Below are 12,349 nucleotides of genomic sequence, written 5' to 3' on the forward strand. Positions count from 1 at the left end.
TTAAATTAACCTTATTTTGCAGTAAACAGTGTTGGAGGCAATAGCTGTTGTGACCGATTCTATTTAATACTTATTAAACTTGTTACTTAGCGACCAAGTATGTCAATATTTCCACAATTTGATTTGGTGTCGTTGCCCAAGATTGCGCGGAACCATCAACTTCTTTCAAAGCATGGATCAAGCTTTCGTCATGTAAGGTAATATAAGGTTTACCTAAAGCAGCGCAGTAGCCTGCATCGAAGGCAGCATTCCATTGCTTATATTTCTCACCGAAACGTATGACCGCAAGATCACAATTTTTAATCGCTGTTTGAATACGGATAGCATTCACTTTTGATGATTTATGATCTCGCCAAAATGACGTACTTTCTTCACCTAAACAATCACCAGCTGCATCACTTGCTTCATGATTCGTAATCGCTGACGTAAATTGAATATCGAGACCTTTCTGTTCACAACCACTGATAATTTGTTCGCGCCAATCACTGTGAATTTCACCCGATAAATAAACCACGTATTTCATTAACTTTACCTATTCCATTGAAAACCTCGTAACAATACCCTAACAATTTAAAACAATAAGGTAAACGGCGCTATTGATAATGAGGGGGATGATAGCGACAGTACAAAGCCCGTCGCCATTCATTTTCATCTATCAAACAACTTAAACTAGCTCACCACAGTAAACGAACTCAATCCTAAGCCACTGCCCTTGTTCACTTTAACTTGTACTGGAATACGTTCTTTCAAAGCTTCAACGTGACTAATAACACCAATCATTTTGCCTGACGCATTCAAGTTATCTAGCGCATCTAAGGCGATGTCTAATGTCTCAGCATCTAGCGTGCCAAAACCTTCATCAAGGAATAACGAGTCAATACTGGTCTTGTGGCTAACCAAGTCAGATAAACCCAGTGCCAGCGCTAAACTAACCAAGAAGCTTTCGCCGCCGGATAAGGTTTTGGTATCACGCACCGCATCGGCTAACCAAGTATCCACCACCTGTAAAGCCAAGGCTTCACTGCCTGATGCGAGCTTACGCTGCAACTGGTAACGGCTGTGTAAACGGTTTAATTGTTGGTTGGCTAAAGTCACTAAATGATCCAACGTTAACCCTTGCGCAAAGCGGCGGAACTTACTGCCATCTTTCGAGCCAATCAAGCTATGTAGGTAAGCCTTGTCATCGTAGTCTGCTTCACAGGTTTTGATCTGCTGATAAAAGTCAGCCAAATCTGCGCTACGAGCAGCATCATCGGCAAGGCGTTGCTTCAACTCACCTTGGCGCTGTAAACCTTGATTTAACTGTGTAGTGATCTCGTCTAACTGAGTAACAATAGTGGCAATATCCAATTCAGTTAATTGTGTCTGTTGCAGTGTTAGCAAACGCTCACTGGCTTGCTCAAATAACACCTGGCAACGTGTTAAGTTCGCGGTCAATTGTGATTTAAGCACCAATAAACGCTGCTTTTCCTCTGAAGGAAGCAACGCCTGATTAAACTCAGCTTCAGTGGCAAAAGGACTCGTCGCTAACGCTTGTTGCCATGTCGCTAAACAATCACGCGATTCTTGCTGTTGCTGCGTCAAACCTTGTTGTAATGTCGTTAACTCACCTTGCTGTGCATGCAACTGATTCGATAACGCATGACCTTGCGTAGAACATGCCTGATGTGCTTGTTCTACGGCAGTTAATTGTTGCTGCATCGTTTGTCGTGCATCTGCTACGCTACGCTGACCAAATAACAGCTGACGTTGCTGCTGTTTCGCCATGAGGTTCTCAGACAAGCTAGACAAGGTTTCTAAGGTCTGCGTTATCGCTAATTCCAATTTCGCCAGCTGTTCACGTAATGGCGTTAACTGACTTTCTGCCGCGACATACTGCTCATTAGCTGACTGTAACAACTGCGCTTGCTGTTCCCAGGTTTGTAGTGCTTGCTGACACTCAACTAACCAGTGATCTAGTTGGCTCCATTCCGGTAATGTAAGTCCGAGCTCTGTCACGCTATTGGTCAACGCTTGTTGTAATGCGGTTAATACTTGCGCTTGTTGCTGCACTTCTTGTGTTAGTTTCTGCTCAGCGTCTTGTGTTGCTTTTACATCACGGTTTACCAATTCAATTTGATGTTGTAGCTGTGCACTGTTTTTATCAAATTCAGTCAATGCCTGCTGCGCACTTTGTAATTGCATGTTCACTGTTTTCAACGCTTGAATGCGTTGTGACAACTGCGTTAATTGCAGGCCTCGCTGCTGGATAAATGCCTGCGAATTGGCGCTATCCTCAATCATAAGGTTAGCATTCAGTTGTTGGGTATAATCCTGCCATTGTTCTATTAAAGACGTTAACTGTGGCTGCAGTGTCGCATTACGGCGATTAAAGTTATCAAGCTTAGTTTTCGCTTCTACCAAGCGGTTTTTAAGCTCTCCGCCATCTATTTCAATTTGTTTTAGATCCAGATCTAATTGTGCTTTACGCTGCACTGTCAGTGAGTCGGCAATATGTTGGTATTCTTCTACCAGCGGATGCGCTGTCGAACCACATAACTGACACGCTTGCCCCGGTTCTAACTGACTACGCAATTGTTCTAGGCTCGCAATCTTCTGTTCTTGTTCTAATAAACGCTGAACATCGTTTAACTCATTCTTTTTGGTTTTAAACAGATCGCGCTTGGCGGTTATCTCAACATTAATATCGGCAAGTTGTTGCGTTAATACAGCCATACTTGCTTGATTGGCCTCAAATTCTTGCGACTCAGTCAGGTAACGCTGTTGTAAACTTGGTAGCTGCTCAACAATACCCTGTAAGCGTGATTGCTGACTAAATGCCTGTTCAAGATCAGCTAAATCATCACCAGCGAGTAAATTAGATACTTGCTGCAGCGCTTGATTAACGGCCTCTTTCACCGACTGCTCACGCTCAATATTGGCCGTCACGTTATTCGCTAGCTGCTGTTGCGCTGTTAAGCTTTGCTGTAATGACTGCTGGTTAGCAATGACTTGCTGCTGCAGTGTCGCGACATTAGCTTGTTGTTGATGGCATTGCTGTATCTGGCTCTGCCATAACGGTAATCGGGTACTTAACTGCGCATCTTGTTCATGTTGTTGCTGATACGCTTGGCATGCGTTGACTGTCGCTTTAGCAGTTTCGGCTGTTTGCGTTAATGCGACTAGACTCTGTTGCGTGGTCTGCAGTTCACTACTCTGTTGTTGCTGTTGCGACTTAAATTGCAGTTGTTCTTTGGTCAACTGAGCACACTCATTATCCAATGGTATGATCTGCTCATTGATTAATGTTTCTTGTACTTGACTCTGCTGTTTACTGGCATCAAGTTGTGCTTGGCTAGACTGCAGTTTCAGCTGGTTATCCGCGACAGCTGTTTGAGCAGAAACCACTGACGCTTGCAATGCGTGTTGCTTTTTCTCTAATTCCGCGAGCTTAGTATTAGCTTGGCTTAAATGCGTGAAAGGTAAACGCAACGCTTCCGCTGGTTCCGCCTTTTCTAGTTGTTCTAATTCAGGCTGTTGGGTTGCTGTTTCTTGCTCTGCATTCGCTAAGCTGGTTTGTGCTTCTGTAGCACTGACTTGTGCTTTTTCAAGCTGTTCTCGCCACTGTTTTTGTTGCTGTAAACAGGTTTGCTGTTGGCTAAGGTCAGCAACTAAACTTCCTACTGTCGTTTGCTCACTGACGATCTCAGTACGTTGCTCGTCACTGAGTAAGTTAACCCCGTCTGCTTTAGCACGGAGTTTATCTAATTCCGCTTTGGCTAGGTTATGGCTTTCAAATACCGCTTGTGAGATCTGACCGTAAATTTCTGTACCTGTCAGTTCTTCTAATAACTCGGCACGATCGTTAGCAGGCGCATTCAAAAACGCGGCAAACTCACCTTGTGACAACAGCATAGATTTACGGAAACGTGAAAAATCGAGTCCGGTGATTTCCGCCACCAGCTGCTTTTTCAATTTCACTTGGCTTGCCAGAATATTACCCGATACAACTTCAGCCAGTTCTACCTTCATCTCTTGTAAATTGCCCTGCGGACTGTTTTTAGCTCGGCGCTGACTCCAGCTGGCGCGGTAACCTTTACCTTGCACTTCAAATTCAACTTCTGCGGCACACTCTGCGGTATTACGCGTCATCACCTCATTTTGCGATTTCGATATCGCTAAGCGTGGCGTCTCGTGATACAAGGCCAAACAGATCGCATCGAGGATGGTGGTTTTACCGGCACCTGTAGGACCAGTGATCGCAAATAGACCATTACTTAAAAACGGTTCTTGGTCAAAATTAAGCTGCCACTCGCCTTTTAACGAGTTAATATTTTTAAAGGAAAGACGTTTGATCTTCATTATTTGTCCTCCTGTGTCGCATGCTCTACTTGCTCAACGATTTGGCTAAAGGCGAGTTCAATACGTGATTTACGGGCAATTTCCGCATCAGTCGTAAACTCAACGCCTTCTAAACAACGTTGGAAAACATCGTTCACAGACAATTCTGATAAGGTTTCTTTAACTTGGCTATGCAAATGCTGCTCTCTGTCTTTACGGGCTCGGCGCACTTGTAAGACTTCAACAGGCAGATCTGTGGTCATCATTTCAATGCGGGTTTGTAAATCGGTTAAATAATCTTGCTCTTGCACTTCAATGCTCAACCATACCGGTAGCTCATCATCGTATGTTTTAAATTCAGCTAATTGCGCTTCGATACTTTCAAGGTTACCTTTCAGTACCTGCATTGGTTGAAACTGTGGAATAGTGAGTTCAATAACCGAGTCAAATGTACCATCAACAAAATTGACGAGGTTAACGCTTTTTTGCTGTTTAACTTCATCAAAACTAAGGGGTATTGGCGAACCGCTATAACGGATATGCTCTGACTTTGCGACCTTCTGCGCACGGTGAATATGACCAAGGGCAATATAATCTGCAGCCGGAAATTGATTGGCAGGGAATGCTTCAAGCGTGCCAATGTAGATATCGCGTACCGACTCAGTGACCGATACGCCCAACGCAGTCAAATGACCTGTGGCAATAATAGGTACTGCAGCGCCAAGTTGTTCACGTTTTGTCTTAGCGAGTTGATACAGATTACTGTAATGCTCGGTAATTGCCGAGCCTAAACGTTGCTGTTTTTCAGTACCAGATTGCCACGCTTCACTTTGCATTACGTCACGGGGGCGAATAAACGGCACTGCGCAAAGCAATGCCCCCACGTCACCTTGGCGATCCTTTAACTCTAGCACCTGTTGCTCTAAATCCAGTGACACACTCGAGATAACGCGGGTATTAAGCTGCGACAATAGTTGCTTTGATTCATTTAATGTCGCCACAGAATCGTGATTACCCGCTAGAATAATTAACTGACACTGTATTTTACTCATGGCAACAACAAAACTATTGTAAAGTTCGCGCGCATAACTTGGCGGAGTGCCAGTATCAAAAATATCACCAGCGACAATAACGGCATCTACTTGATGCTGCTCTACCTGTTCGAGTAACCAAGCCATAAAACAGCTGTGTTCATTAGCGCGACTTTTTGTGATGAAATGCTGGCCAAGATGCCAATCTGAGGTGTGCAGTATTTTCATGAAACGTTTGTTTCCTAGCGGTAAATGTAAGCTACCGCTAGTGTAGATAAATACTGGTTTTACTTCCAGTTGTTTTAGCCCTAATCACTTAAGTTGCAAAAATTAACATAACAGTGGATTTATGCGAGAATAGCCAAATAACTAAACACTTAAAAAGAAGTATTGTTTATGCAAATACATCACATTGAAGGTTATATTCAAACTATTCTGTTAGTCGAGTATCCAGACAAGTTATTATTACTTGATGGCGGCTGTCGATGTGATGTGCCCGTGATCAAAACCTTCATTACCGAAACATTGCAACGTGATATGTCTGACTTAAGTTTAGTGTTGGTATCACATATGCACCCCGACCATGCTGGCGGTGCACACTTATTACGTAAAAAATTTGGTTGTAAAATTGCGTCAGTTGAATTTGAACGTCAGTGGTATCAAGGGTTTAATGGCCGAGTCGCGCATGCGATTGATCTCATGCTGTCTTTATATGTAGCACATCGTAAAGGTAAAAATATCCGTAACATTTATTATCACCCCGACCTTAAGCCCGATATTATTTTACAACACGAAACCTGTGTACCTGGTTTTAGCGACTGGATGGTACATTTTACCCCAGGGCATACCGATCGGGATCTGTCGTTTTTACATCAGCCAACACAACAAATGTATGTGGGAGATATGATCTTAAAACTCAAAAACAAGTTCACCTCACCCTTCCCTATCTATCAGCCTAAGGCTTACAAGCAATCACTCAACAAACTATTGCAACTTAACATCAGTAAAATATTAATGGCACATGATGGTTTCTCTGAAATAACGCCTAAAGACATTCAGCAATTAATTACAAAAAGTACCAATCGACCATTAACTGTAGAAAAAGTAATTAAGCACAAATTTAAAAGCTTCATGTTCAATAAAAAAACGTAAGTATTATTACATTAGAAGCGTGACTTATTTGCCTATCAATATTGACAGCTCAGTTCTTTATGCTGGCGGTATTCAGCAGGTAATTTTGCGATTGCTTTACGTAAATCTTTGATACGCGTATCGTGTGATGGATGCGTTGACAATAGCTCAGGCGGTTGCTTACCGCTTGATGCAGCAGCCATATTTTGCCACAATGCCACGCTTTCTTCTGGATCAAATCCCGCTTTCGCCATTAATTCTAACCCAACAATATCAGCTTCCGATTCTTGGGTACGTCCGTACGGTAACACCACGCCATATTGCAGACCCAAGCCTAACGCTTGCATTGCAGTCTCTTTATACGCTTGATTTTGCAATGCATAATCCGTCACCTGTAAGCCAAGATTGGTGATCTTTGATTGTGATAGACGTTCGTTACTGTGTTTTGCTGTTACGTGAACAATTTCATGCCCCATTACAGCCGCTAATTGTGACGGTGTTTTCGCTACTTTTAATAAACCGGTATACACACCAATATGACCACCCGGTAAGGCAAAAGCATTCACTTGTGGACTATCAAAAATAACCACATCCCAATTGGTTGGCTGGTCAACATAATGCGTCAAAGTATCAGCAATACATTGTACATAATTGTTCAGTTTAGGATCGGTATTGATTTTTTCTTGCTGTTTGATTTGATCGAATGATTGTGCGCCAAGCTGCGTCATATCACCAGATGAATACAATAGCACCTGATTACGACCTGTTGGCGATGCAGTGCAGCCCACAACTAAAGATGATAGTACGACTAAAGGTAAGATTTGTTTAAACATGCGCCCTCCTAATTGGCTCTTTAATTTAATAACAAACTAGTTATCATCAAACCAGTATAAGGAGCAACTTACAAATAGTAAAATACTCACAATCGTCTCTTGGCTAAAAATTTTTAAACTGATTGGTTTTTGTATCGTAATGATAACCAAGCGTATCTAATTTATTGGCGAGCGCTTCGGTAGGCATTTCATAAGATGCAGAAAGATCATGCAGATCGGTACATTCTAATCGCAGTTTTTCATTAACAATACCGAGTAAGATCGCAGTATCCATTTGTTCAAAATTACTTAAGTCCATCTTCATCACCCATCATGTAAGTACTGATAAGTTAAGTTTAGAAGACTTAAGTCATTTTAACAGGCGTGGCCTCAATCGCTGTAACTATGATTCAGACGCGGGTGTCTCATGAAGGTGACGCCATAAAATTTCATCTCCTTCAAGCGTCAATAAAACAGTTGAATGTCTCAATGACTCTATGTTGTTAGGCAAAATTTGACGTTCAACATAACTCACTAAAGCCCCTTGTGACCACTCTGCTAATATCTCCATTTTATCCATAATAATTTTGAGCCCGTCCTTTGCACCGCAATTATTCTGAAAAAATGCTTCCAAAGTAAGAAAATCTAACTTAGTACCATTGATACTTATCATCGAAAAGTTCCTATCAAAACGTGAAAGTAACACTTCAAGATCACCTTTACCTTGCCCAAGCCAATTCTCAATTTTTACATGTGTATCGACAAGTTCATTAAAAAAACGGTTCATACTATTTCCTTTAAGCGTTTATTTTTTTCAAGACAGCTTTGTTATCAATATATAAACAAAGCAAAAATGGCACGGCAGTAGCGGCCGCAGCGAGATAAAAACTGATTTGATAAGCACTCAAGCTATCAACAGTCATTTGTAGTAGCTGCAGTATCAAACTCATTACAGCAACACCAACACAAAAACTAAACTGGCGATTGATATTCCAAATTGCACTCGCATCAGCCAACGATACACAATCAATAGTTAAAAAAGCTGAACTCTGGGCTGCACTACTACATAAAGAACCACCAAAACCCATTAATGAAAAAGAAATCAGCAATAGCAGCTGTTGATCAACCATAGTGATTTGAGATAAGCATAAAATACCAATACCTTGGATCAAGCACCCCAACATAAATAAAGGCTTAGGGCCATAATAATTAAATAATTTGCCCACAAGCATAATGGCTAAAAATGCTGACAATGACCACGGTATCATCAGAACACCAACCGATGATGCTGACATACCCAACTGCATTTGAAGGTACATCATTGCGATTAAATTAACGCCCATAAATACACCCGGAATAAATAAATAAACCATCATCGAAATACGAAGTAATGGATTACGAATTAAGCCCAAATCAAGTAATGGCTTAGGATGACGGAAACTATGACGCACGTAATAAACCAATACCGCAACCGCTGTAATTAGTAATATAAGAGCACCGAATAGTTTGTTGGGGACGGCTAACCAGTCTAAACCGAGTAGTAACAGGGTTAACCCCAGACTTGCAATAGCGAGCCCCCGAACATCTAGGAAGTGACTATCTTTCGGAAATGACACTTTATCGCTACGCAGCCACACAAAAGCAAGCACTAAAGCAATCAATGTCAGCGGTAGATTAACAAAAAATACCCATCGCCAACTTAACAGATCAACAATAAGGCCACCGAGAGCTGGAGAAAGTGCAGGTGCTAATAAACCGACTAACATAATGATAGAAGAAAGGCGTGCGCGTTCATGACTCGCATAAAGCTGGTAGGTCAGAGTCTGCCCTATCGGAATTAACAAGCCACCACTTAAACCTTGAAGTAAGCGTAATCCAATCAGCAGTTCAATAGAATTAGCAAAACCAGCCATGACCGTAGTCACAAGAAATAAAGTGAGCGATAACAAAAATACTCGACGCCCGCCAATACGCAGTGCTAACCAAGCACTAATTGGTGTAACTAATATCAATCCCAAAATGTAACTCGTACTTACCCAAGTCAATTGATCAACGCTCGCATTCAGTGCCTGGCCGATCGCAGGGTAAGCTACATTAGTAATAAACATATTAATGAGATCGATAAAAAAACCCAGTAAATAAACAATTGCAACTTTAGTACGATATTGCATAAAACCTCCTACAAACGAAAGATACGCAGTCTAAATCTGAAATCACGGTGGATAAATAGGGTATAGTCACTTACACTGTCAAAAATAATTTGACAGTTAACGAGAGGAACATGCTTAATTTACAAAGGATGAAGATCTTCACTGCAGTGGTCGAAGCTGGAAGTTTTACTGCAGCGGCAGAGGTGCTGGATCAGAGCAAGGCTGTCGTTAGCTTCAATGTCAAACAACTAGAAGCTGAACTGGGTGTTTCTTTATTGAGGCGTAGTACGCGAAAAATTTCACTCACAGAACCCGGTAAACATTTCTATCAAAATAGCCTACGCTTATTAGCGGATGCAGAGCACATTTTGAACGATGTGCGTCACGATCATCATGGTTTAAGTGGTGTACTACGTGTTACAAGTACTCCTGAATATGGTGCACACAAAGTTGTACCAGCGCTGGCAGCATTCGCAAAAAAACACCCTCAGTTACATATTAATTACATTTCATCATCTAAGCATGCTGATTTAATTGCCGAATATTTTGACATCGCTATTCGCTTGGGTGAATTGGCCGATTCAAATTATCACGCAGCATATATTGATAATTTTGCTATTTTCCCTGTCAGCTCTCCAAGTTATCTAGCAACGAATAACATAAATACGTTATCTGACTTAGCGCAAGCTAATTGGATCACTAACAGTCGCTTAAAATCGCCACTGAGTTGGAAAGTAATAACACCACAAAAAGAAACTGTATTATTCAATGTCGAAAGTCCTTCAACCATCACTGCTGATAGCGCTAGCGCACTGTTAGCCTTTACATTAAACGGGACGGGCATAGCACTAATACCCGAATGGCTTGTACATCCAGCATTAGAGCAAGGCCAACTCATTCACTTACTTCCTGAGTATATTTTTCCATTACAGAATATTTATGCAATCTATCCTAATACTCGTTACGTTCCTGAAAAAGTGAGAGCTTTTATTGATTTTTTACGAGAGTGGTAGGTACCAAAGTATGCTATCGACCCTAGGACGGGATTTCTAGATAACAGGTAAGGCCTGCGAAGGGATAACATTGGGGTATTTATCGCCGACAGTATTTGATCAACGAGTATTAAGCTTTATCCCTTATCATGAAAGGACTGATAAGGGAGATTTAGAAAATCTCAAGTCATTTTAGTCGGCGTAAACAGAGGCTAAACTGATTTCTTAAACCAATTACTAATAAAAGAAAAACGGGTTTTCTTACGTTGCGCTAATTTTTCTAAAACAGCTTCATCTACCCATTGTTCCGACATTTTACGTGCGTTATCAAGCGATTTACGATCCATTTTACCTTCGATCATTTTTAGCACTTTTTTCACGTCTTTGCTGTTTTCACCATTTAATTCTGCAGCATAAAGCCACGCATAACCTAAACCATAATGTTGCTGAATACCTTCGGCATAAACATACATCATGCCCAGTTGTACTTGCGCTGCTAAATATCGCTTACGTCCCGCTTCTGCATATAGTTTAAATGCTTGTTTTTTATCTGAATCAGTGCCTAAGCCATTAAAGAACATAGTAGCGAGATTATACTCTGCTGCTGACACTTCGTATTTAATCACTTCGGCAGAAAAAGCATTTGGATTACTGGTAAACGAACGCACTGCGATACTGTACCAGTAAAAAGCATCTTCATAAGAACCTCGTGCATAAAACATATCCGCAGCAGCCAACTGAGAGAAAGGACTCCCTTGCTCGGCTTCTGCCACGATTTGTAAACGAGGATCTCGCGGTTTAACTCGCGCATTTTCGATATTGTCTGACATGCTTGTACTTACCAATAAAAACAAAAAGCCAGCAAAGCCGACTTATACATAAAATTGAATACTGTATATATAAATATCACTATGTTTTTATACAGCAGTTATTACATTCTACCGAAACAAAATCCTCCTGCATAGGTGCTATTACATCGTTTTTTTTTAACCACTGGCAGGTAATTGTTTAAGCGATTTTAACAACCGATTTAACCTTGTTTGAATATACTTGTGCTATTATCGCCTCATTAAAATAGATAAAGGACAAAAAATGTCACAGCAGACAGCAAACAAAGCGGTATTAGTATTCAGTGGTGGTCAGGATAGTACTACCTGTTTAGTTGATGCCTTACAGCGTTATGATAGCGTCGATTGTATTACCTTTGATTATGGTCAACGCCATAGCCAAGAGATCGAGGTAGCGAAAAAAACAGCGGCTTATTTCGGTGTGAAAAATCATAAAATCATCAATGTTGATCTGCTTAGTGAATTGGCGATTAGTTCACTAACTCGTGACGATATCGCGGTATCTCACGAACTGATGGATAACGGTTTACCAAATTCGTTTGTACCAGGTCGCAATATCTTATTCATGACGCTGGCGAGTATTTATGCTTACCAAGTCGGTGCTAACACAGTTATTACCGGTGTATGTGAAACTGACTTTTCTGGCTACCCTGATTGCCGAGATGAATTTATCAAGTCAATTAATCAAGCATGTAACCTAGGTATGGCTAAAGACTTTAAATTTGAGACGCCATTAATGTGGTTGAACAAAGCGGAAACATGGGCGCTTGCAGATTTGCATGATGAACTTGATTTCGTTACTCACCAATCACTGACTTGTTATAACGGTGTTGTGGGTAAAGGTTGTGGCGACTGCCCGGCCTGTCTATTACGTAATAATGGTTTAAATGATTATCTCACCAATAAAACTGTGCACATTACAGCGCTAAAAGGCAAGTTACCACGTTTAGCGGGTATTCAAGCCACATCATAATAGGGCTTATAATAAGTAAGCCAGACTCAATTGTATGTTCTATTTCAGCACATACAATTGAGTCCCTCGTCAATAAACTGAACGTTCCTTCT

General features: G+C 41.3%; 11 protein-coding genes. 3 read left to right on the top strand and 8 right to left on the bottom strand.

Features of this window, described 5'->3' with window-relative positions; translation table 11 throughout:
* Window positions 1-82 precede the first annotated feature (82 nt).
* From HWV01_RS15175 to sbcD, 3 genes are all read right to left on the bottom strand, one after another.
* Window positions 83-523 (bottom strand): YtoQ family protein, encoded by a 441-nt coding sequence (locus HWV01_RS15175; protein WP_067044734.1) that lies wholly within the window; start codon window positions 521-523, stop codon window positions 83-85.
* A gap of 146 nt (window positions 524-669) precedes the next feature.
* Window positions 670-4,341, bottom strand: coding sequence for an AAA family ATPase (locus HWV01_RS15180; protein ID WP_211672340.1), 3,672 nt, complete (start codon window positions 4,339-4,341; stop codon window positions 670-672).
* On the bottom strand, window positions 4,341-5,579 hold the full coding sequence (gene sbcD / locus HWV01_RS15185) for an exonuclease subunit SbcD (RefSeq protein WP_211672341.1): 1,239 nt from the start codon (window positions 5,577-5,579) through the stop codon (window positions 4,341-4,343). The genes HWV01_RS15180 and sbcD overlap by 1 nt, the downstream gene beginning before the upstream one ends.
* A gap of 168 nt (window positions 5,580-5,747) precedes the next feature.
* Between sbcD and HWV01_RS15190 the strand changes: the two genes are divergently transcribed.
* Window positions 5,748-6,503, top strand: coding sequence for an MBL fold metallo-hydrolase (locus HWV01_RS15190; protein ID WP_211672342.1), 756 nt, complete (start codon window positions 5,748-5,750; stop codon window positions 6,501-6,503).
* Between the two features lie 35 nt (window positions 6,504-6,538).
* Here the strand turns inward: HWV01_RS15190 and HWV01_RS15195 are convergent, their stop codons facing one another.
* From HWV01_RS15195 to HWV01_RS15210, 4 genes are all read right to left on the bottom strand, one after another.
* The gene (locus tag HWV01_RS15195; protein WP_211672343.1) at window positions 6,539-7,315 is read right to left on the bottom strand and encodes a M48 family metallopeptidase; all 777 of its coding nucleotides are present in this window, start codon (window positions 7,313-7,315) and stop codon (window positions 6,539-6,541) included.
* Window positions 7,316-7,418: 103 nt separating this feature from the next.
* Window positions 7,419-7,613, bottom strand: a complete 195-nt coding sequence (locus HWV01_RS15200) for a DUF4250 domain-containing protein (RefSeq protein ID WP_211672344.1) — start codon at window positions 7,611-7,613, stop codon at window positions 7,419-7,421.
* Between the two features lie 84 nt (window positions 7,614-7,697).
* Window positions 7,698-8,081, bottom strand: coding sequence for a hypothetical protein (locus tag HWV01_RS15205; protein WP_211672345.1), 384 nt, complete (start codon window positions 8,079-8,081; stop codon window positions 7,698-7,700).
* A gap of 10 nt (window positions 8,082-8,091) precedes the next feature.
* On the bottom strand, window positions 8,092-9,465 hold the full coding sequence (locus HWV01_RS15210) for an MFS transporter (protein WP_211672346.1): 1,374 nt from the start codon (window positions 9,463-9,465) through the stop codon (window positions 8,092-8,094).
* A gap of 110 nt (window positions 9,466-9,575) precedes the next feature.
* Between HWV01_RS15210 and HWV01_RS15215 the strand changes: the two genes are divergently transcribed.
* The gene (locus HWV01_RS15215) at window positions 9,576-10,457 is read left to right on the top strand and encodes a LysR family transcriptional regulator (protein WP_211672347.1); all 882 of its coding nucleotides are present in this window, start codon (window positions 9,576-9,578) and stop codon (window positions 10,455-10,457) included.
* Between the two features lie 191 nt (window positions 10,458-10,648).
* Here HWV01_RS15215 and HWV01_RS15220 read toward each other — a convergent pair whose 3' ends face one another.
* Complete coding sequence (locus HWV01_RS15220) at window positions 10,649-11,266, bottom strand: tetratricopeptide repeat protein (protein WP_211672348.1); 618 nt, start codon at window positions 11,264-11,266, stop codon at window positions 10,649-10,651.
* A gap of 262 nt (window positions 11,267-11,528) precedes the next feature.
* Between HWV01_RS15220 and queC the strand changes: the two genes are divergently transcribed.
* Entirely contained in the window at window positions 11,529-12,257 is a 729-nt protein-coding gene (gene queC, locus HWV01_RS15225; protein ID WP_211672349.1) for a 7-cyano-7-deazaguanine synthase QueC, read from the top strand.
* The last annotated feature ends 92 nt before the right edge of the window (window positions 12,258-12,349 follow it).

Origin of the sequence: Moritella sp. 5 (assembly GCF_018219455.1) — a bacterium.
In the GTDB taxonomy this organism is placed as follows: domain Bacteria; phylum Pseudomonadota; class Gammaproteobacteria; order Enterobacterales; family Moritellaceae; genus Moritella.

What these genes read in the sequence shown, in the direction of transcription:
- HWV01_RS15175 (WP_067044734.1), bottom strand. Translation starts at nt 523, where the DNA reads ATGAAATACGTGGTTTATTTATCGGGTGAAATTCACAGTGATTGGCGC.
- HWV01_RS15180 (WP_211672340.1), bottom strand. Translation starts at nt 4,341, where the DNA reads ATGAAGATCAAACGTCTTTCCTTTAAAAATATTAACTCGTTAAAAGGC.
- sbcD (WP_211672341.1), bottom strand. Translation starts at nt 5,579, where the DNA reads ATGAAAATACTGCACACCTCAGATTGGCATCTTGGCCAGCATTTCATC.
- HWV01_RS15190 (WP_211672342.1), top strand. Translation starts at nt 5,748, where the DNA reads ATGCAAATACATCACATTGAAGGTTATATTCAAACTATTCTGTTAGTC.
- HWV01_RS15195 (WP_211672343.1), bottom strand. Translation starts at nt 7,315, where the DNA reads ATGTTTAAACAAATCTTACCTTTAGTCGTACTATCATCTTTAGTTGTG.
- HWV01_RS15200 (WP_211672344.1), bottom strand. Translation starts at nt 7,613, where the DNA reads ATGGACTTAAGTAATTTTGAACAAATGGATACTGCGATCTTACTCGGT.
- HWV01_RS15205 (WP_211672345.1), bottom strand. Translation starts at nt 8,081, where the DNA reads ATGAACCGTTTTTTTAATGAACTTGTCGATACACATGTAAAAATTGAG.
- HWV01_RS15210 (WP_211672346.1), bottom strand. Translation starts at nt 9,465, where the DNA reads ATGCAATATCGTACTAAAGTTGCAATTGTTTATTTACTGGGTTTTTTT.
- HWV01_RS15215 (WP_211672347.1), top strand. Translation starts at nt 9,576, where the DNA reads ATGCTTAATTTACAAAGGATGAAGATCTTCACTGCAGTGGTCGAAGCT.
- HWV01_RS15220 (WP_211672348.1), bottom strand. Translation starts at nt 11,266, where the DNA reads ATGTCAGACAATATCGAAAATGCGCGAGTTAAACCGCGAGATCCTCGT.
- queC (WP_211672349.1), top strand. Translation starts at nt 11,529, where the DNA reads ATGTCACAGCAGACAGCAAACAAAGCGGTATTAGTATTCAGTGGTGGT.